This window comes from Streptomyces sp. NPDC058758, from assembly GCF_042746075.1.
Classification (GTDB): Bacteria; Actinomycetota; Actinomycetes; order Streptomycetales; family Streptomycetaceae; genus Streptomyces.
In genome coordinates, this window is the sequence record NZ_JBHYPS010000002.1 from 1 (window position 1) to 20,376 (window position 20,376).

The window sequence follows — 20,376 nt, forward strand, 5'->3', positions numbered from 1 at the left end:
CCACCCCGAAGGGCTTCATCGTTCGACTTGCATGTGTTAAGCACGCCGCCAGCGTTCGTCCTGAGCCAGGATCAAACTCTCCGTGAATGTGTACCCGTGATCGGGTTGACACTCGCGTTGAGCGGGACAGACGGACCGGAATAGGATCCGCTGTCCACAGCGTCCTCGCTGTTTTTTTTCAAAGGAACCTCGACCAACCGTGACCGGCTGGACGGGGTATCAACTAATCTGGCGTTGATTTTTGGCACGCTGTTGAGTTCTCAAGGTGCGGACGCTTCCTTCGTTCCCGTTTCCGGGCCCTCCGGGCGCTTCCTTCGTTTCCGACTCTATCAGATCTTTCCGATCCGATTTCCTCGGTGCTTTCCGGTCCCTTTCGCTTTCGCTCCGGGCCCTTCCGGCGTTTCCGACTCTATCAGATCCTTTCGGCGTCCGATTCCCCGTCAGAAGGGGTTGTCGTCCCGGCCGTTGGGCCGTTCCGACGTCTCAAACCTTAGCGGATTCCCTCGGTCAACTCATAATCGAGTCGTTCGAATTGAATTTCGGCATGCCGAAATTCATCCCGTGAGGGAGATCGTGCTGGGTTGAGGTGCCGCTATCGCGGCGGGATGGCTGTCGCAGAACCGTTCCGGCTCCGTGACAACTCGGAGAACACTACGCGTCGGCCAGGGGGGTGTCAACCACCCTCGGGTGACCTCGCGGGACGTCCTCTCAGTCGAGGTCCGTGAGCCGGCCGCCGGCGTCGGGCTGGCTCCGTTCCACCCTGCGCAGGAGGCGGATCAGCGCGTCGCCCAGGGCGACGCGCTCCTCGGGCTCCAGGTCCTGGAGGAGCTTCTCCTCGAAGTCCGTGGCCATGCGCATCGCCTCCAGCCACTTCGTACGGCCCTCGTCGGTGAGCTCGACGATCACGCGGACGCGGTTGTTCTCGTCGCGGTCGCGGGTGACGAGGCCCTCGCCGGCCATGCGGTCGATGCGGTGGGTCATGGCGGCCGGCGTGAGGCCGAGCCGCTTGGCCAGCTCGCCCGGGCCCAGGCGGTACGGCGCGCCGGAGAGGACGAGGGTCTTGAGGACCTCCCACTCCGCGTTGCTGATGCCGAGGTCGGCGAGCTGGCGGCCGTACGCCACGTTCATCCGGCGGTTCAGCCGGCCGAGGGCGGAGACCACCTTCTCCACCTGGGGGTCCAGGTCGCGGTACTCGCGCTGGTAGGCGGCGATCTGCTCGTCGAGCGTCGGCTCCTGCGGCTCTTGCGAGGCGGGGCGCTCGGGGGTGTCGGACATGGGGCCGAGTATTCCACGCCCCTCGTTGGCATTGAAGTCCTTCCATGTGTACTGTTAAGGATCGAACTTTAGGATTGAAGTCTTGAGGGTTCAGGCGTACAGGGCTGAACCCGTGACCGAAGTGGGTGAGTGTGACCAAGGCGAGGGGCGCGGCGATGCGCCGGATTCAGGCAGGCAGCGCGCTGAGCGCGTTCGGACTCGGCTTCACCGTGCCGTACCTCTACGTGTACGTGGCGCAGGTGCGGGGTCTGGGCGCGACGACCGCGGGTGTGGTGCTGGCCGTCTTCGCCATGGCCGCCCTCGTGGTGCTGCCGTTCAGCGGGCGGGCGATCGACCGGCGCGGGCCCGTGCCGGTGCTGCTGGCCGCCTCGGGGCTGGCCGCGGTCGGTGCCGTGGGGATGGGGCTCGCGTCGAGCGTCCCGGCCGCGGTGGGCGCGGCCGCGCTGCTCGGTGCGGGCACGGCGGTGCTCCAGCCGGCGCTGGCCACGATGATCGTGTGGTGCTCCGAGCCCGTCGGGCGGACCCGGGCCTTCGCGCTCCAGTTCTTCCTGCAGAACCTCGGCCTGGGTCTCGGTGGTCTGATCGGCGGCCAGCTGGTCGACGTGAGCCGGCCCGACAGCTTCCTGCTGCTGTTCTCGATCGAGGCGGCGATGTTCCTGGTGCTGGCCGCGGTGGTCGGCACCGTGAGGACGGCCGGCTCGCCGGCGCTCCAGGGCGCGCGGCCCGCCGAGGGCGGCAGGGGCGGCGTCCGGGCGCTGCTCGGCCACAAGGCGATGGTCCAGCTGTGCGTGCTCGGCTTCGTCCTCTTCTTCGCCTGCTACGGACAGTTCGAGTCGGGTCTGGCCGCCTATGGCACCGAGGCCGCGGGCATCGCGCCGTCGACGCTCGGCGTCGCGCTGGCCGCCAACACGGCGGTGATCGTGCTGGCGCAGTTCCTGGTGCTGAAGTTCGTGGAGCGCCGCAAGCGCTCCCGGGTGATCGCGGCCGTGGGCCTGATCTGGGCACTGGCCTGGATCATCGCCGGGTACGCGGGCCTCGGGCACGGCAGCCAGGCGATGGCGACGGCCGCGTTCGTCTCCACGTACGCGCTCTTCGGTCTCGGCGAGGCGATGCTGTCGCCGACCGTGGCGCCGCTGGTCGCCGATCTGGCGCCGGAGTCCATGGTGGGCTCGTACAACTCGGCCTTCGCCCTGGTGAAGCAGCTGGCGCTGGCGGTCGGTCCCGCGGTGGGCGGTCCGATGGGCGCGTCGCTGCACGGGCCGTACATCGTGACCTTCGTGCTGTTCTCGCTGCTGGTCACCGTGCTCGCGGTCCGGCTGGGCAAGCAGCTGACGCCGGTGCAGAACCAGCCGTCGCTCGCCGCGAAGCCCTCGCGGATCGTGGTGCGGCACCAGCCGGAGAAGGAGACCGCCGCCGCTGCCTAGTCGGGCAGGGCGAACTCGCACCACACCGCTTTGCCGCCGCCCGGAGTGCGGCGGCTCCCCCAGGACGAGGCGATCGTCGCGATGATGGAGATCCCGCGACCCGCCTCGTCCTCCGTTTCCGCCCTGCGGCGGCGCGGCAGGTGGTCGTCGCCGTCGGTGACCTCGATGATCAGGCGGCGGTCGGTGCGGCGCAGCCGCAGGCGCATCGGCGGAGTGCCGTGCTGGAGGCTGTTGGCGACGAGCTCGCTGGTGGCGAGGACGCCGAGGTCGCGCAGCTCCACGGGGAAGCGCCAGGAGGAGAGAACTCCGGAGGCGAAGGCACGCGCGCGGGGAGCGGCCTCGACGCCGCCGAGGAGTTCGAGGGCCGCGTTGTGGAACAGCTCGGCGTCGGCTCCGTCGCGGGCGGGGTGCTGGACGACGAGGACGGCGACGTCGTCGTCGTGCTCGGCGGTGACGCCGAGGGCGCGGAGCAGCCGGCCGCAGACCACCTGGGGGGTGCCGCTGGCGCCGGCGAGCGCGCGGGCGAGGGCCTCGACGCCCTCGTCGATGTCCTCGCGGCGGCGCTCGACCAGGCCGTCGGTGTAGAGGACGGCGGTGGAGCCGGGGGGCAGGGCGATGGAGCCGGAGGCGTGCAGCCAGCCGCCCGTGCCGAGCGGGGGTCCGGTGGCGCCGTCGGCCTGGCGGACGGTGCCGTCCTCGTCGCGGACGAGGATCGGGAGGTGGCCGGCGGAGGCGTAGACGAGCTTGCCCTCGTTGGGGTCGTGGACGGCGTAGACGCAGGTGGCGATCTGGCTGGCGTCGATCTCGGCGGCGAGGCCGTCGAGGAGCTGGAGGACCTCGTGCGGGGGCAGGTCCAGGCGGGCGTAGGCCCGGACGGCGGTGCGGAGCTGGCCCATGACGGCGGCGGCGCGGACGCCGCGGCCCATGACGTCGCCGATGACGAGGGCGGTGCGGCCGGCGCCGAGGGTGATGACGTCGTACCAGTCGCCTCCGACGGCGGCGTCGGCGACGCCGGGCTGGTAGGTGGCGGCGATCCGCAGGTCGTCGGGCTGCTCCAGCTCCTGCGGGAGGAGGGAGCGCTGGAGGGTGACGGCGGTCTCGCGGTGGCGGCGCTCGCTGGCGCGGAGCCGCTCGGCGGCCTCGGCGTGGTCGGTGACGTCGGCGGCGTGGACGAGGACGCCGGCGCCTTCGAGGTGCGGGCTGTCGACGGGCAGGCAGGTGACCGTGTACGAGCCGCCGTCGGCGGTGCGGCGGGACTTCACGGTGCGGGGCTTGCCGCTGCGCAGGACCTGGTCGAGGAGGGGAAGCAGGCCGAGCTCCTCGGCCTCGGGGCAGGTGGCGGCGACGGTGGCGCCCGGGGTGCGGGGGCCGAAGGCGGCGGCGTACGCCTCGTTGACGTACGCGATGCGGTGCTCGGGGCCGTACAGGAGTGCGACGAGGCCGGGGAGGCGGCCGAGGAGGTCCCGTACGGAGAAGTCCTCCAGGGCGGGGACCTCGGTGTCCACGGTGTCCTCCGCGTGCTCGGTTCCCTCGGCGGTCTCGGCGGGTCGCTCCGGCCGCGGACCGTACTCACCGCGGGCGGCGGGCACGGAGCCTTCGCTCCCCCGCGCCGCGCGGCGCTGCGTGCCGGGGAGCCGGGCGCTCCAACGGGTGAAGTTCACGGATCTGTATGCCTCGTGGTGTCGGTGCCGTGCGGAGTCACGCTGTGCAGGTGTGAGCCCACCTATGGTCACACGTCCAGTGTGGACGAGTGCACTGACAGTGATGTCAGGAGGACGGCTCGTCGTTCCCGTCGGAGCCGGTCTCGGGGGGCGGGGGCGGTGGGGCGGCCGCGAGTTCGAACTCGGCCCGGGGGTGTTCCAGGGAGCCGAGGGAGACGATCTCGCGCTTGAAGAGGCCGGAGAGGGTCCATTCGGCGAGGACGCGGGCCTTGCGGTTGGCGGTGGGCATCCGGCTGAGGTGGTAGGCGCGGTGCATGAGCCAGGCCGGGTAGCCCTTGAGCTTGCGCCCGTACACGTGGGCGACGCCCTTGTGGAGACCGAGGGAGGCGACCGAGCCCGCGTACGCGTGCGCGTACTCCTTGAGCGGGCGGCCGCGGAGGGAGGCGGCGAGGTTCTCGGCGAGGACCCTGGCCTGGCGGACTGCGTGCTGCGCGTTGGGGGCGCAGGGGGTGCCGGGTTCCGCCGCGGTGACGTCGGGGACGGCGGCGGCGTCGCCGGCCGCCCACGCGTGGGGGGTGCCCGCCACGGCGAGGTGGGCGGTGCAGCGGATCCGGCCGCGCTCGTCGCGCGGGAGGTCGGTGGCGGCGAGGACGGGGGCGGGTTTCACGCCGGCGGTCCACACGACGGTGCGGGTGGGCAGGCGGGTGCCGTCGCTGAGGACGGCGACGCGGTCCTCGCAGCTGTCGAGGCGGGTGTCCAGGCGGACGTCGACGTTGCGGCCGCGGAGCTCGCGGATCGCGTACCCGCCCATCTCCTCGCCGACCTCGGGGAGGATCCGGCCGGCGGCCTCGACGAGGACCCAGCGCAGGTCCTCGGGCTTGACGTTGTGGTAGTAGCGGGTGGCGTAGCGGGCCATGTCCTCCAGCTCCGCGAGCGCCTCCACGCCCGCGTAGCCGCCGCCGACGAAGACGAAGGTGAGGGCGGCGTCGCGGAGGGCGGGGTCGCGGGTGGAGGAGGCGATGTCGAGCTGCTCCAGGACGTGGTTGCGCAGTCCGATGGCCTCCTCGACGGTCTTGAAGCCGATGCCGTGCTCGGCGAGGCCGGGGACCGGGAGGGTGCGGGAGACCGAGCCGGGGGCGAGGACCAGTTCGTCGTAGGCGAGGGCGACCGGGCCCGCGCCCTCCTCGTCGGTGGCGAGGGTGGTGACGATCGCGGTGCGCTTGGCGTGGTCGACGGACTCGGCCTCGCCGATGAGGAGGCGGCAGCGGTTCAGGACGCGGCGGAGCGGGACGACGACGTGGCGCGGGGAGAGGGAGCCGGCGGCGGCCTCGGGGAGGAACGGCTGGTACGTCATGTACGGGTCGGGGGTGACCACCGTGATCTCGGCGGTGCCGCCGGCGAGCTCCGCCCTGAGCTGCCGCTGGAGGCGCAGCGCGGTGTACATGCCGACGTAGCCACCGCCGACCACGAGAATGCGCGCAGGTTCCGTCACCGTCCCATGAGGCATCGCCGTCCGGGGTTTGTCCACAGGCCCGGCGAATTGTGTGACCGGAGGGGTACGGAGGCGCGGGGTGGCGCGCGCGGCGCGGACGGGCGCAACGGCGCAGGTCACGGCGGACGCGGGTGGTGGGGCAGGGGGTGGGAAACCGGTGGCTTCGGTGCCTTGCTCCGATCGGGGGGCGCACCGTACGGAACTCCCCCTTCTGAATTGACCCGGACTCAACTATGTTCGTAGTTCGTCGGGGTGTCGGGTCGGCGTGCGCGCGGACCGATGGCGCACACCGGCCGGGAGCCCCGTATCAGGGCGGGGAGTCTCCGGGGGGAGACATCATGAGCGGGGGAACGCTTATGCAGATTCAGGATTCTCGTTGGCAGTCCGTCGTCGGCGCCGAGCGCGACGACCGGGGCGCCGGGGCCGTGGCCTCCGTGCCGGCGGCCGGGAGCGCGCCGGCCGGCGGCACCGTCGCGGGTGCCGGCACCGTCGTGGCCGGTCCGGTGGCGGGCGGGCGCGCGGCGCCGCTGCGGGTCGACGCGCAGCGCAATCTGGAGCACGTGCTCCGTGCCGCGCGCGAGGTCTTCGGCGAGCTCGGTTACGGGGCGCCGATGGAGGACGTGGCCCGGCGCGCGCGCGTGGGCGTGGGCACCGTGTACCGGCGCTTCCCCAGCAAGGACGTGCTGGTGCGGCGGATAGCCGAGGAGGAGACAGCGCGGCTGACCGAGCAGGCGCGGGCCGCGCTCGGGCAGGAGGAGGAGCCGTGGTCGGCGCTCTCCCGGTTCCTGCGCACCTCGGTCGCCTCGGGTGCCGGGCGGCTGCTGCCGCCGCAGGTGCTGCGGGTCGGCGTCGACGAGCCGTCGGCCGCCGCGGAGGGCGATGCCGAGGGCGCGGCCCGGGTGCCGTACCAGCGGGGTCTCGGCGAGCCGGGCGACGCGCGCGTGGTGGCGCCCCGGGCGGTGCCGGCGGACGAGCGGGACGACGCCGGTGCGGCGGAGCTCCTGGAGGTCGTCGGCCGGCTGGTGGACCGGGCCCGCGAGGCGGGTGAGCTGCGGACGGACGTGACCGTGGCGGACGTCCTCCTCGTGATCGCCACCTCGGCCCCCGCGCTGCCGGACGCGGCGCAGCAGGCGGCGGCCTCGGCCCGGCTCCTGGACATCCTGCTGGAGGGTCTGCGCTCGCGGTAGCGCGCTCCGGCCGGCCTCCCGCCGGTCCGCCGGTTCCCGGGGCCGGGCGGACCAGCGGGCGTGACACGAACGTGTGAGCGGTTACGCCGGGGTGCGTGAAGTCGCCCCGGACGAGTGGTAAGTGAGCGCGACGCTTCGGCATGCCCGCGTCGTGTGGCAGGCTTGCCCGGTGTTCGGGTCTGCGCATGCGTACGGGGGCTTCCGCGATGAGCGGTGAAGGTCGGGACGATCCGCTGGGCGGTGGCGGCGCCACGGAGGCCGAGGGGCTGCCGGCCCGGCAGGTGCCGAGCCAGGGAGGCCCCGGCGGCACCACCACCGACACCCCCGGCCCGCCGCAGGGCACGGCCGAACCGAGCGTGCCGCAGCAGCGCACCACCCCTTCGGTCAAGACCGCGCCCCCGCCCCCGCCGCCCGCGGAGGACGATCCGGCGGACGACGCCGACACCGACACCGACGGCGAGGGCGTGCTGCCGCCGCCGCGGGAGACGGGGCCCTCCGACGCCGACCTGATCCAGCGCATGCGGGACGGCGACGACTCCGCGTACGAGGAGCTGTTCCGCCGCCACTCGGAGGCCGTGCGGCGCTACGCCAGGACCTGCTGCCGGGACGGGCACACCGCCGACGACCTCACCGCCGAGGTCTTCGCCCGCACCCTCCAGGCCGTCCGCGGCGGCGCCGGGCCAGAACAGGCCGTCCGCGCCTATCTGATGACCACCGTCCGGCGGGTCGGCGCGGCCTGGGCCAAGACCCAGAAGCGCGAGCACCTCGTCGAGGACTTCGCCGTCTTCGCGGCCGACGCCGCCCGCTCCTCCGAGGTCTCCGACCAGGACACCATGGACCTCGGCGCCGAGGTCCGGGCCATGCAGGAGGCCGAGCAGTCCCTGGCCATGCAGGCGTTCCGCTCGCTGCCCGAGCGCTGGCAGGCCGTCCTGTGGCACACCACCGTCGAGGAGGAGTCCCCCAGCGAGGTCGCCCCCCTCTTCGGCCTGACCGCCAACGCCACCGCCGTGCTCGCCAGCCGGGCCCGCGAGGGGCTCAAGCAGGCCTACCTCCAGGCGCACGTCAGCCAGGCCCTCACGGCCGGCGGCGACTGCGCCCGGTACGCGGACCGGCTCGGCGCCTACGCGCGCGGCGGCCTGCGGATGCGGGCCGAGCGCGGCCTGCGCAAGCACCTCGACGAGTGCGCCAAGTGCCGGATCGCCGCCGGTGAACTCGCCCACGTCAACGCCGGCATCCCGGCGCTGCTCCCGATCGCGGTCATCGGCTGGTTCGCCGCCGGCTACTCCCTCAAGGCCGCCGGCATCGTCGCCGGCGGCGCGGTGGGCGCGGCCGGCGCCGGTGCCGCCGCGGCCGCCACCGACGGTACGGGCTCCGGCGCCGCCTCGGGCGGGGCCGCCGCCGAGGGGCTCGGCGCGCCCGTGAAGGCCGGCATCGCCGCGGCCGTGGCCGTCGCCGCGGCGGCCGGGCTCGTCTGGGCGATGACCGGCGACCCGCAGCCCGTCGCCGCGCCGCAGCCGGCGCCGACGACCGCCGCCCCCACCACTCCGGCCCCGCCCCCGCCCCCGGCGGCGAAGCCCTCGCCGAAGCCGGTGGTGGAGCACGCGCCGGAACCCACGCCCCCGCCGCCCCCGCCGAAGCCCGCCCCCACGCCGAAGCCCGCGCCGAAGCCGGTGGCGAAGCCCTCCCCCACGCCCACGCCGAAGCCGGCCCCGACCACCCCGCCGCCGAGCCCGAAGCCGGCCCCGACCACCCCGCCGCCGAGCCCGAAGCCCACCCCGAAACCCACGCCCACGCCCACCCCCACGCCGACGCCGCCCCCGACGACGCCTCCGCCGCCGCCCGCGCCCACCGTCTACCAGGTGAACCGGCTCGACTACGACGCCTTCGGCGACGGCACCGAGCCCGAGGTCGTCATGGAGGACGGCACCTGGATGTGGGCGCGCCAGGGCATGTCGATCGGCGACAGCACCTACGCGTACGGCGTCAGCGTGCACGCCCCGTCCTCGCTGCTCATCCGGCTGAACCGGCAGTGCACGAGCTACGACGCGAAGGTCGGCGTCGACGACATGAGCGCCCCGCTCGGCCCCGGCGGGGTCCGCTTCTCCGTGTACGGGGACGGGGAGCGGCTCTGGCGCTCGCCGGTGGTCCGGCCCGGTGACCCCGCCCTCCCGGTCCACGTGAGCCTCCGCGGCCGCTCCACCCTGCGGCTCGTGGTGGAGGAGCACACGCCGTTCGGCCGGGCGGCCGTCGCCGACTGGGCGGAGTCCCGGATCAGCTGCTCCTGACGGGTCCGCCGACGGCGTACCCCTCCACCAGGGCGAGGACGTCCTCGCCGCCGAGGCCGTCGCCGGCCGCGCGGGCGGCGGCGAGGGCCTCGGCGCCGAGCGCGGCCCGGCAGGCGGCGGCGACGGCCTCGGCCTCGCGCCGCTCGGGGACCGAGCGGGGGAGGTCCCGCCGCCAGGCGTCGACGGCGGCCGCCACACGCGCGCAGAGGGCCGCGTCGCCGGCCCGGTGCAGGGCGAAGACGAGCCCTTCGGCGAGGCTGATCACGACGATGTCCGCGCAGTGCCCGGCGAGGGCGGCGCGCAGGGCGTCGGCGGCGGCCGTGACGGCCGCCGGGCCCGCGCCCTCCTGGGCCTCGATGCGGGCGACGAACCCGGTCAGGGCGATGGTGAAGTGCGGCGGCGGGGCGCCGTGGCGGACGTGGGCGCCGGCCGAGGCGACGGCGGCACGCGCCCCTGCGGGGTCGTTCCGGTCGAGGGCGAGGACGGCGCGCAGGAAGTCCACGTAGGCGAGGGCGTCCTGGAGGCGGAGCCGCTCGGCCTCCCGGGCGGCCTCGGCGAGACCGCGCTCGGCGCCGGCCGTGTCGCCGTCGCGGTAGGTCAGCTCGGCGAGCCGGGCGATGAGGAAGGGGGTCTCCGCGTGGGCGCCGACCTCGCGGGCGAGCCCGAGCGCCTCCTCGTACGCCTCCCTGGCCTCCGCGCGGCGGCCCCGCATCATGTGGGCCTCGGCGGCGGCCGAGGCGACCTGGGCGGCCATCCAGCGGTCGCCGACCCGGCGGGTGAGGACGCGGAGTTCGGCCAGGTCCTCGTCGACCCCCCGTATGCCGTCGGGCATGTCCACGATCATGTGGGTGCGGAACATCAGGCTCACGCCGATCTCCCAGTCGCCGCCGTAGCGGCGGCAGGTGTCGACGCCGGCGTCGAGGAGGGCGCGGACCGTCCGCGGCTCCTCGGTGAGGTACGCGGTGAACGGCCAGAGCAGGCCGGGGAAGCGGGCGGACTCCGGGCCGGGGTCCCGGCCGAAGGCGTCGCGGACGCGGCGGACGAGCGCGAGCGCGTCGGCGTCCTTCCCGAGGTCGCCGGTGTACATGTTCTCGTCCTCCATGGCGAGGAAGAACGAGAGCATCCGCAGGTGCATGCGGGGCCAGTGGCGGGGGTCGGCCGGGTCGTCGGGGTCCTCCCCCAGGGCGAGGGCGCGCCGGGTCCAGGCCAGGCCCTCCGGGCGGTAGTTGCGCAGCCACCAGAACCAGCCCATGGCGAAGACGAGCCGGAGCCCGGCCCGCTCGTCGGGCGGGGGGCCGCCCCGCTCGAAGCGGGCGGGGGCGGTGACGAGGGTGCGGTGGAGGGCGGCCCGGATGTTGTCGAGGTCCCGTTCGATCCGGTCGATCCAGGGCAGTTGCTCGCCGGAGCGGAGCTTCGGCTCGGCCTCCTCGGCGAGGGCCGTGAAGTGCGCGGTGTGGGCGGCCTCGGCGGCCGCGCGCAGCTCCGGGGTCTCGGCGGCGCGCTCGGAGGCGTACTCGTGGATGGTCTCCAGGAGGCGGTAGCGCATCGTGCCGTCGTCGGCGGGGGCGGCGACGACGAGGGACTTGTCGACGAGGGCGCCGAGGGTGGTGAGGGTGTCGGGCCCGCCCTCCTCCGGGCCCGGGGCGCCGACGGCCTCGGCGGCCTGGAGGTCCCAGTCGCCGGTGAGGACGGAGACCCGGCGGAGGAGGGCGCGTTCGGCCGGTTCGAGCAGGTCCCAGGACCAGTCGACGACCGCGCGGAGGGTCTGCTGGCGGGGCAGCAGGGTGCGGGCGCCGGAGCTGAGGAGCCGGAAGCGGTCGTCGAGCCGGTCGGCGATCTGGCGCGGGGTGAGCAGCCGGAGGCGGGCGGCGGCCAGTTCGATGGCGAGGGGCAGGCCGTCGAGCCGGCGGCAGATCTCGGCGACGGCGTCGGCGGCGTCCGCGTCGCGCGCGTGGTCCCGGTCGAAGGCCGGGCGGACGGCCCGGGCCCGCTCGGCGAAGAGCCGGTGGGCGGGGGCGGGCGGCAGCGGCTCGACCGGGCGGACGGTCTCGCCGGGGACGCCGAGCGGTTCGCGGCTGGTCGCGAGGACGCGCAGGCCGGGGCAGTGCGCGAGGAGGGTCTCGGCGAGGGCCGCGGCGGCGGCGATGACGTGCTCGCAGTTGTCGAGGACGAGGAGGAGGGAGGGCCTGCGGGCGAGGTGTTCGACGAGGTGGGCGGTGGGGTCGTCCTGGAGGGCGGTGCCGTCGCGGGTGATCAGGTTGATCTCGCGGAGGCGGAGCGCGGAGAGGACGGCGCCGGGGACGGCGCCCGGGTCGTCGAGCGGGGCGAGTTCGGCGATCCACGCGTCGGGTCCGGCGGCCTGCCGGGCCACCTCCTCGGCGAGCCGGGTCTTCCCCGAGCCGCCGGGCCCGGTGAGCGTCACGAGCCGGAAACGGCCGAGGTCGGCGCGGAGCGCGGCCAGTTCGGGCTCCCGGCCGACGAAGGAGGTGAGGCGGGGGCGGATGTTGCCGCCTTCGGGGGCGGGGCGCCCGGCGGGCTCGGGCCGTCCGGCGGACTCGGGGGCGGGATGTCCGGTCGGCTCGGGCCGTCCGGTGGGCTCGGGGGCCGGCCGGTCGATCGGCTCGGGCCGTCCGGCGGGCTCGGGGGCCGGCCGGTCGATCGGCTCGGGCCGTCCGGCGGGGTCAGGGGCCGGCCGTCCGGCCGACTCCGGCCGTCCAGCGGACTCGGAGGCAGGCCACCCGGCCGACTCCGGCCGTCCAGCGGGCGCGGGGGCCGGCCACCAGGCCGACTCGGGCCTTCCGGCCGGCTCGGAGGCCTGCCGGTCGGCGGGCGGCGGTGGCGGCGGTGGCGGGAGCGGGGGGGTCGGCGGGGGCGAGGAGTTCCCGGTGGAGGGCTGCCAGTTCGGGGCCCGGGTCGGTACCGAGGGCGTCCGCGAGGGTGCGGCGGGCCGTCCCGTACGCGGCGAGCGCGTCCGCGTGGCGGCCCTCGGCGCGCAGGGCGCGGATGAGCTGGGCGTGGAAGCCCTCGTCGTAGGGGTACGTGGCGGTGAGTTCGGTCAGTTCCGGTACGAGTCCGTCGACGGCGCCGCGCCGCAGGTCGGCCTCGACGCGGCGGCGCAGGGCGGCGAGGCGCTGCGCCTCGGGGCGGACGCCCGCCGGCCCCGGCAGGTCGGCGAGGGCGGGGCCGCGGAAGAGCCCGAGGGCGTCCCGCAGGAGGGCGGCGGCCGGCTCGGGGTCGCCGGCGTCGAGGAGGGCGGCGGCTTCGGCGGCGCGGCGCTCGAACACGTACAGGTCGACGTCGTCCGGGCCGGCGGCGAGCCGGTAGCCGGGTCCCGGCGTGGCCTCGACGGCCTCCCGGCCGAGGGCCCGGCGCAGGCGGGCGACGAGTGCCTGGAGCGCGGCGGGCGCGTCGAGCGGCGGCTCGTCCCCGTACACGTCGTCGACGAGCTCCCCGACCGGGACGGCCCGTCCGCCGCGCAGCGCGAGCGCGGCGAGCAGCGCGCGCAGGCGGGCGCCGCCGAGGGGTAGGGGGGCGCCGTCGGGTCCGAGGGCCTCGGTGGTGCCGAGGATGAGATACCGCACCGGCCCATTCTCGCCGCCGGGTCCGACGAGCGCCTCGGGGTTTCCCCCGGCTGCGGCTCGGGGTCTCCCCGGCCGCGGGCGGGGTCGCCGGGATCAGAACTCCGAGGTGTCGAGGGTGAAGCCGAGGGGGGCGGGGAGCGGGACCTCGGTCCCCAGCTTGTGGAGGGACTTGTGGGCGTAGTCGTCGCCCATGGGTTCGGAGCAGACGACGGCCTCGCCGGTCTCGCGGTCGATGAGGAGGTAGACGGGGATCTCTGCGCGCGCGTAGGCCCGGATCTTCAGGACCCGGTCGCGGCTCGCGGTGGAGGCGGAAGTGACCTCGGCGACGAGGAGGACGGGGTCGGGGGCGTGCCAGTCCTGCTCGTCCCCGAAGCTCCCCTTGGGGGCGATCGCGAGGTCGGGGATGACGCGGACCACGTCGTTCACTCCGGGCAGGCTCAGGCCGATGCCGGTGTAGCGCCCGAGTCCCTTGTCATGGTCCCTGACCTGACCGCTCAGTTCCGACACGATCTCCTCGTGCTCGCCATTGGCCGGAGGCACCACGTAGATCTCCCCTTCGATCAACTCCACGCGCCAGCCTTTGGGGGCCGAGGCACTGAACAGCTCGAAGGTCTCCCGCACACTCGCACCCTCGAAGTCGGGCGTCTCCTCGGAATCGGAGAACGCCTCGTCCGGTGCCGGCAGCGGCATCGCCATGCTGGGCCTCCTTCGCTCGGTGCGACGCTCTCAGCTTAGGGCGGGCGCCGGAGTCGGGTCAGGAACGCCTTCACTCGAACGGGCGTGCTGTGACGTTTCGCCCCGGCGGGGCCGTCACCGCGCCGGCAGCGACCGGGACGCGGGGATCAGGGGCCCCGGGACCGCCCGGGGCGCGCGCGGGGCGGCCGTGTCGGTCCAGCAGGAGCCCCGGCGGGCCAGGAGGCGGCGGAGCCAGAGCTCGGTGGAGACGAGGTCGGCGAGGCCGTCGAGGGGGATCCGGGCGCCGTCGGCGGCGGCGCGCAGGGCCTCGCGGACGGTGCCTGCCTCGATGAGGCCCGCGTCGGCGAGGAGCGGGGCCTCGAAGAGGGCCAGCAGGGTGGGGAGGGCGGCGCGCAGGCCCGCGCGCGCGGTGGCGGCGGGGACCGCCGGGTAGGGGGCGCCCCAGCCGGGCGGCAGGTCGCGGATGCCGGTGTCGGCGAGGACGGTGCGCAGCACGCCGGCCCGCGCGTCGGGCTGGACCCGGAGCGATTCGGGGAGGTCCCGGCAGGCGCGGACGACCTGGTTGTCGAGGAAGGGGGCGTGCAGCCGCTGGCCGCGGATCTCGGCGGCCTGTTCCAGGACCCGGAGGTCGGCGGCGGCGCGGGCGAGGGCGGCACGCGCGCGTGCCTCGCCCGGGCGCTGGACGGCCGGCGGCAGGATCGCCGCCCTGGTGAGGCGGGCCGACACCTCGGCCAGCGCCTCCCCCGTCAGCCAGCGTGCCGCGGGGCCCGGCCGGGACCAGGCGAGGGCGGAGAGCGAGGCCGCCAGGGGGCCGTGGGCGTCGCCGGGGGTGCGGTTGGCGTCGAGGACGTGCCGGGCGGCCGTCTCCAGGCCGGTCCGGTAGGGGGTGCGGGCGAGCCTGCGCGCCGCGCGGTAGACGGTGACCGGCACCAGGAAGGAGCCCGCCGACGGGCCGGTCGCCTTGGCGAGGGCCGTCACCGGGCGGACCAGGGAGCGGCGCCTGCGGTCCATCAGCAGGTCGGCGAGGCGCGCCGGATGGGCGTCCAGGGCCTGCTTGGCGCCCAGTCCTGTGAAGTGGTCGGCGCTGCCGCCGGCGAGCCGCCTGCGGTGGCGTTCGGCGGTGACCAGCGCGGGCCCGGGCTCGTCGGTGAGGGGCCCGTCCAGGGTGGCGTACGGGAGGGCCTCCTCGCCCGCCGTGACGACGACGTGGCGCAGCCGGGGGTCGGCCGCCAGCTCGCGGGCCCGCTCCAGCTCGGCCGCCCGGCCCGGTCCCGGCTTGTTCGCCAGGTCGCTGAAGGTGACGGCGAGCAGCCGCTCCCCCGCGTCCGCGTGCCCGAGGACGGTGCCGGGCACGCCGGGCAGGCCGGCGGCGAGCAGGGCGAGCGTGGCGGAGGCGCTGCCGCCGGACAGGTCGGCGCCGATGCCGGGGGCGGGGCCGGCGCCGCGGGCGGCCCGCCGGTCCGCGGGCCCCATGCCGGGGACGGGCCCGGGGTCGGGCAGCGGCGCCTCGGGGGCGTGCCGGGGTGCGGTGAGCCGGGCCCGTACGGACTCCACGAGCGCGTCCCGGACCGCTTCGACGGCCTGCCGGGGGTCGGCCTGCGGGGCGGCGACGGCGAGCGAGGCCACCGTCTCGTACCCGGCGATCTCGCGGGAGCCCTCGCGCAGGATCAGCGCGTGGCCGGGCGGGACGCGGCGGACGCCCTCGTAGGGGGTGGAGTCGCGCAGCGCCTCGGGGGACTCGGGGCAGGCGAGCAGGGCGGCGAGGTGGCCGATGTCGAGCTGGGCCTCGACGAGGTCGGCGAGCGGGAGGGCGGCGGTGGCGAAGGCGGTGCCGCCCTCCCAGGGGGTGTGGAAGACGGGGCGGGCGCCCGCGAGGTCGCCGGTGACGGTGAGCCGGCGGCCGGCCTTGACGACGGCGGTGTAGCTGCCGGGCCAGGCGGTGAGGTGGCGCAGGGCCCCGCCGCGGGCGGTGACGAGGCCGCGGCGGAGTTCGTCGTCGCCCGCGGCGCAGCAGCCGAGGACGGCGAGCCGGGTGCCGTCGTCGAGGCCGACCACCCGCACCTCGTCGGGGCGCCAGTCGCCGACCGCCCACAGCGGGTCGGGGTCGCCCCAGAGGAGCTGTGCGCCCACCGGTTGCACCGTGCGCCCCCCGACGTGCCCGCCGGTCTCGGCGAACGGGCCCGCCAGGTGCGGGACTTCGGAGCCGTAGGCGCCCTGCCCGCCGCGTACGCCGTGCCCGCCGGGCGCGCCCTGGGCGCCGTTCGCCGCTCCGGCACGCGCTCCCGCGGCCGTGGCGTACCCCGCGGCGACACTGCTCCAGCCCACCAGCCATCGCATCGGCGCCTCCACGTCCGTTTCGGTGGGGCCATGCTGCCATGACAACGGCGCACGGGGCGGGGTCCGGGTGCACGCGCGCGAAAGCCGAATGCGCCCCTGGCATGGGCCGGTTGGCCGGACGGGGGGCGCGCGGCGAGCGGACGGTGACGCCGGGGTGACGGGCGGGCGGCGGGAGGGGCCGGGGCCGCCGTCGGCCCGTTCGCGGACCCCGGCGCGGCTCATGTACGGGTCCGGTACGGCTCCGGCACGGCCCGGACCCTGGAGAATTCGGCCGATTCTCGCCCCTGGAAGAAGGTTTGACCTGCCGTCAGGTGCTGAAGGATCAAGGATCCGGGGCCGCCCTCGCGGCGCCGTCCGCGCCCCGTCCGCGCCCCGTTCGCGCACCGGCGGGCCCGTCGTCCGGCAGTCCGGGAGGCGACCCGCCCCCCGGCGCCGTCCGCCGCCCGCGGGGAATGGAGCGGCGGTGTCCCCCGGCCCACCGGTGCGGGACCCGGAGCCCGAAGGGGCTCCGCCTCCCGGCCCGACGGGCCGACCCACGCAGCACCCATCGAAGCCCTCCGGGTCCGGAGCGGCGAGAGCGCACGGCCGGGCGCACGGCCACACGGGTGGAGCACGGCTCGGCGGACGGACGCCTCCGGTGGGCTGTTCACACAACAATCTCGCCATACGGAACTCCGCCCCTTAACGGTGGGGATGCGGCGAACTACGCTGTGTTTACGAATGCCGCACGCCTATGCCCGGCGTTTCGCGGCGGCCGTCTGGATGTCGAGGGGTGGCGTCATGTCCAGGGAGCAACGCGGGCCGAACGAGAAGCTCGGCGCCGTTCTCGCCCTCGCGGGAATCAGCAACGCCGGCCTCGCCCGGCGCGTCAACGACCTCGGTGCGCAGCGCGGGCTGACGCTTCGGTACGACAAGACCTCGGTGGCCCGCTGGGTCTCCAAGGGGATGGTGCCGCAGGGCGCCGCGCCGCACCTGATCGCTGCCGCGATCGGGCAGAAGCTGGGCCGGCCGGTGCCCCTGCACGAGATCGGGCTCGCGGACGCCGACCCGGCGCCCGAGGTGGGCCTCGCCTTCCCCCGGGACGTCGGCGAGGCGGTCCGCGCCGCCACCGACCTCTACCGGCTCGACCTCGCCGGGCGGCGGGCCGGCGGGGGCGGGATCTGGCAGTCGCTGGCCGGCTCCTTCTCGGTCAGCGCCTACGCGACCCCGGCCTCCCGGTGGCTGATCACCCCCGCCGACCCGTCGGTGGAGCGGGAGGCCGTACGTCCGGGCGGCGGGCCGGGGCCGGCCGAGACCGGGGAGCACGTGCGCGTGGGGCACAGCGACGTCGCCAAGCTCCGGGAGGCCGCCGAGGACGCGCGCAGGTGGGACTCCAAGTACGGCGGCGGGGACTGGCGTTCCTCGATGGTGCCCGAGTGCCTGAGGGTGGACGCGGCACCGCTGCTGCTCGGCTCCTACTCGGACGAGGTCGGCCGGGCCCTCTTCGGCGCCACCTCCGAGCTGACCCGGCTCGCCGGGTGGATGGCCTTCGACACCGGGCAGCAGGAGGCCGCCCAGCGGTACTACATCCAGGCGCTGCGGCTCGCGCGGGCCGCAGCCGACGTGCCGCTCGGCGGCTACGTCCTCGCCTCGATGTCCCTCCAGGCCACCTACCGGGGCTTCGCCGACGAGGGGGTGGACCTCGCCCAGGCCGCGCTGGAGCGGAACCGGGGGCTCGCCACCGCCCGCACCATGTCCTTCTTCCGGCTCGTCGAGGCCCGCGCGCACGCCAAGGCCGGCGACGGGCCCGCCGCCGCGGCGGCGCTGAAGTCCGCCGAGGGGTGGCTGGAGCGCGCCCGGGAGGGCGACGCCGACCCGACGTGGCTCGGCTTCTACTCGTACGACCGGTTCTGCGCGGACGCCGCCGAGTGCTACCGGGACCTGCGGTTGCCGCGGGAGGTGCGGCGCTTCACCGAGCAGGCGCTGTCCCGGCCGACGGAGGAGTTCGTCCGCTCGCACGGCCTGCGGCTCGTCGTCTCGGCCGTCGCCGAGCTGGAGTCCGGCAACCTCGACGCGGCGTGCGCGGCGGGCACGCGCGCGGTGGAGGTGGCCGGCCGGATCTCCTCCGCGCGGACCACCGAGTACGTGCGGGACCTGCTCCACCGCCTGGAGCCGTACGGGCACGAGCCCCGGGTCAGGGAACTGCGGGAGCGGGCCCGGCCCCTGCTCGTCGCCCCGGCGTGACGCGCGTCCCACGACGTGGGCGTTTAACGGGATTGTCAGTGGGCCAGTGCACTATCAGGGGTGGGAGGTGGCGCTGGTGTTTGACTGTGACGTGCTGGTGATCGGCGGCGGGATCGTCGGTCTGTCGACGGCGTACGCGCTCCAGCGCGCCGCCCCCGGCACCCGCGTCGCCGTCCTGGAGAAGGAGGAGGGCCCGGCGCGCCACCAGACCGGGCGCAACAGCGGGGTCATCCACAGCGGCATCTACTACCGGCCCGGCTCCCTGAAGGCGCGGTTCGCCGTCGAGGGCGCGGCCGAGATGGTCAAGTTCTGTGCGGAGTGGGACATTCCGCACGAGGTGACGGGCAAGCTCGTCGTCGCCACCGAGCGCGAGGAGCTGCCCCGCCTGCACGCGCTGGTCCAGCGCGGCCGGGAGAACGGCATCCCGGTGCGCGAGCTCGGCCCGTCGCAGATCACCGCGTACGAGCCCCGGGTGCGGGGCCTCGCCGCGATCCACGTCGGCACGACCGGCATCGCCGACTACAAGGCGGTCGCGCGCCGGCTCGCCGACTCCTCCGGCGCGGAGATCCTCTACGGCGCGGAGGTCACGGCGATCGACCGGCGCCCGTGGGGCGTCGCCGTGCGCACCGCCGACCAGCGGATCCTGCGCGCCAAGGTGCTGGTGAACTGCGCGGGGCTGCACTGCGACCGGATCGCGCGGCTCGCCGGCGACGACCCGGGCATGCGGATCGTCCCCTTCCGGGGCGAGTACTACGAGCTGGCCGACCCCTCCCTGGTGCGGGGACTGGTCTATCCGGTGCCGGACCCCGCCTTCCCGTTCCTCGGGGTGCACCTCACCCGGGGCATCGACGGCGGCGTCCACATCGGGCCGAACGCGGTGCCGGCGCTCGCCCGCGAGGGCTACGACTGGGGGGTCGTCCGTCCCGGCGAGCTCGGCGGCACGCTCGCGTGGCCCGGCTCCTGGACCATCGCGCGCCGCCACTGGCGGTACGGCGCCGGCGAGCTGCGCCGCTCACTGTCGAAGCGTGCCTTCACGGAGGCGGTGCGGCGGCTGCTGCCGGGGGTCGACGAGTCCGACCTGCGGCCGGCGGCCGCGGGGGTCCGGGCCCAGGCGGTGCTGCGGGACGGGACGCTGGTGGACGACTTCCTCATCCGCGAGGCGGCCCGCACGGTCCACGTCCTCAACGCCCCCTCCCCCGCCGCCACCGCGTCCCTCCCCATCGGCCGCGAGATCGCCCGCCGGGCCCTGGCCCTGCTGTGACCACGCCCCCGCCGTGACCACGGCCCCAACGTGACCACGCCTCCGCCATGACCACGGCCCTACCGTGACCACGCCTCCGCCATGACCACGACCTCGCCGGGACCGCGCCCCCGTCCGCGGCCGCCGGGCGCGCGGACCGCGGCGGAGGGGCCGCGGGCCCGTACCATGGGCCGCATTGTGTCTGAGCAGCATGAGAACCGCACCGAGCCCGTCGCCCGCCGGGGCAGCCGCATGTTCGCGCCCGGGGAAGGGCCCTCGCCCGACCCCGCGGGCGCGCACTTCGAGCGCCGGATCCGCAGTTTCCAGCCGCGCCGGAGCCGGGTGACGGCCGGGCAGGCCGAGGCGATGCTGAAGCGGTGGCCCGACTGGGGCCTGGACATCGACGGCAAGCGGGTGCTGGACCTGCGGGAGCTGTTCGGCGGACTGCCCGTGGTGCTGGAGATCGGCTTCGGGATGGGCGAGGCGACCGCGCAGATGGCCGCCGCCGACCCCGGCACCGGCATCCTCGCCGTCGACGTGCACACGCCCGGCCAGGGCAACCTCCTCGGCCTCGCCGACCGGAACGGGCTCTCCAACGTCCGGGTCGCCAACGGCGACGCGATCATCCTGCTCCGCGAGATGCTCGACCCGGCCTCCCTCGACGGCTGCCGCGTCTACTTCCCGGACCCGTGGCCGAAGAAGCGGCACCACAAGCGGCGCCTCGTCCAGCCCGAGTTCCTGACCCTGCTCGCGACCCGGCTGAAGCCGGGCGGGGTCCTGCACTGCGCCACGGACTGGGAGCCGTACGCGGAGCAGATGCTGGAGGTGCTGTCCGCGCACCCCGACTTCGAGAACACCGCCCCCGACGGCGGCTACGCCCCCCGCCCCGACTTCCGTCCCCTCACCCGCTTCGAGGGCCAGGGCCTGGACAAGGGTCACGTCGTACACGACCTGCTCTTCCGCCGGAAGTAGCCG

General features: G+C 75.6%; 12 protein-coding genes, 1 rRNA gene and 1 pseudogene. 6 read left to right on the plus strand and 8 right to left on the minus strand.

Going from position 1 to position 20,376, the window contains the following annotated elements:
- Together ACFW6A_RS02830 and ACFW6A_RS02835 are read right to left on the minus strand one after the other, a co-directional pair.
- Positions 1-87: ribosomal RNA gene (locus tag ACFW6A_RS02830) — 16S ribosomal RNA — on the minus strand; the annotation flags it as partial.
- 621 nt (positions 88-708) lie between these two features.
- Positions 709-1,275 (minus strand): MarR family transcriptional regulator, encoded by a 567-nt coding sequence (locus tag ACFW6A_RS02835; protein WP_351854210.1) that lies wholly within the window; start codon positions 1,273-1,275, stop codon positions 709-711.
- Between the two features lie 155 nt (positions 1,276-1,430).
- On the opposite strand from ACFW6A_RS02835, the gene ACFW6A_RS02840 reads away from it, so the two are divergent.
- Positions 1,431-2,699, plus strand: a complete 1,269-nt coding sequence (locus tag ACFW6A_RS02840; protein ID WP_386638335.1) for an MFS transporter — start codon at positions 1,431-1,433, stop codon at positions 2,697-2,699.
- On the opposite strand, the gene ACFW6A_RS02845 is transcribed toward ACFW6A_RS02840, so the two are convergent.
- Both ACFW6A_RS02845 and ACFW6A_RS02850 read right to left on the minus strand, forming a co-directional pair.
- Entirely contained in the window at positions 2,696-4,360 is a 1,665-nt protein-coding gene (locus tag ACFW6A_RS02845; RefSeq protein WP_351854212.1) for a SpoIIE family protein phosphatase, read from the minus strand. The genes ACFW6A_RS02840 and ACFW6A_RS02845 overlap by 4 nt on opposite strands.
- Before the next feature lie 106 nt (positions 4,361-4,466).
- Positions 4,467-5,867 (minus strand): NAD(P)/FAD-dependent oxidoreductase, encoded by a 1,401-nt coding sequence (locus ACFW6A_RS02850; protein ID WP_351854215.1) that lies wholly within the window; start codon positions 5,865-5,867, stop codon positions 4,467-4,469.
- Between the two features lie 341 nt (positions 5,868-6,208).
- Between ACFW6A_RS02850 and ACFW6A_RS02855 the strand changes: the two genes are divergently transcribed.
- Both ACFW6A_RS02855 and ACFW6A_RS02860 read left to right on the plus strand, forming a co-directional pair.
- Entirely contained in the window at positions 6,209-7,039 is an 831-nt protein-coding gene (locus ACFW6A_RS02855; protein ID WP_386476537.1) for a TetR/AcrR family transcriptional regulator, read from the plus strand.
- 206 nt (positions 7,040-7,245) lie between these two features.
- Positions 7,246-9,324, plus strand: a complete 2,079-nt coding sequence (locus tag ACFW6A_RS02860) for a sigma-70 family RNA polymerase sigma factor (RefSeq protein WP_386638338.1) — start codon at positions 7,246-7,248, stop codon at positions 9,322-9,324.
- On the opposite strand, the gene ACFW6A_RS02865 is transcribed toward ACFW6A_RS02860, so the two are convergent.
- From ACFW6A_RS02865 to ACFW6A_RS02880, 4 genes and pseudogenes are all read right to left on the minus strand, one after another.
- Positions 9,311-11,746, minus strand: a complete 2,436-nt coding sequence (locus ACFW6A_RS02865; protein ID WP_386638341.1) for an ATP-binding protein — start codon at positions 11,744-11,746, stop codon at positions 9,311-9,313. The genes ACFW6A_RS02860 and ACFW6A_RS02865 overlap by 14 nt on opposite strands.
- A gap of 424 nt (positions 11,747-12,170) precedes the next feature.
- Positions 12,171-12,905 (minus strand): annotated as a pseudogene (locus ACFW6A_RS02870) (BTAD domain-containing putative transcriptional regulator); the annotation flags it as partial.
- 93 nt (positions 12,906-12,998) lie between these two features.
- Positions 12,999-13,595 carry a Uma2 family endonuclease gene (locus tag ACFW6A_RS02875; protein WP_386638617.1) on the minus strand — a complete coding sequence of 199 codons (597 nt, stop codon included), beginning with the start codon at positions 13,593-13,595 and terminating at the stop codon, positions 12,999-13,001.
- Between the two features lie 120 nt (positions 13,596-13,715).
- The gene (locus tag ACFW6A_RS02880) at positions 13,716-15,938 is read right to left on the minus strand and encodes an asparagine synthase-related protein (RefSeq protein ID WP_351854225.1); all 2,223 of its coding nucleotides are present in this window, start codon (positions 15,936-15,938) and stop codon (positions 13,716-13,718) included.
- A gap of 780 nt (positions 15,939-16,718) precedes the next feature.
- On the opposite strand from ACFW6A_RS02880, the gene ACFW6A_RS02885 reads away from it, so the two are divergent.
- The 3 genes from ACFW6A_RS02885 (at position 16,719) to trmB (ending at position 20,373) form a co-directional block, all read left to right on the plus strand.
- Entirely contained in the window at positions 16,719-18,161 is a 1,443-nt protein-coding gene (locus tag ACFW6A_RS02885; protein ID WP_351854227.1) for an MFS transporter, read from the plus strand.
- Between the two features lie 76 nt (positions 18,162-18,237).
- On the plus strand, positions 18,238-19,422 hold the full coding sequence (gene lhgO, locus ACFW6A_RS02890; RefSeq protein ID WP_351854244.1) for an L-2-hydroxyglutarate oxidase: 1,185 nt from the start codon (positions 18,238-18,240) through the stop codon (positions 19,420-19,422).
- Between the two features lie 231 nt (positions 19,423-19,653).
- On the plus strand, positions 19,654-20,373 hold the full coding sequence (gene trmB / locus ACFW6A_RS02895) for a tRNA (guanosine(46)-N7)-methyltransferase TrmB (protein WP_351854246.1): 720 nt from the start codon (positions 19,654-19,656) through the stop codon (positions 20,371-20,373).
- Positions 20,374-20,376 lie beyond the last annotated feature (3 nt).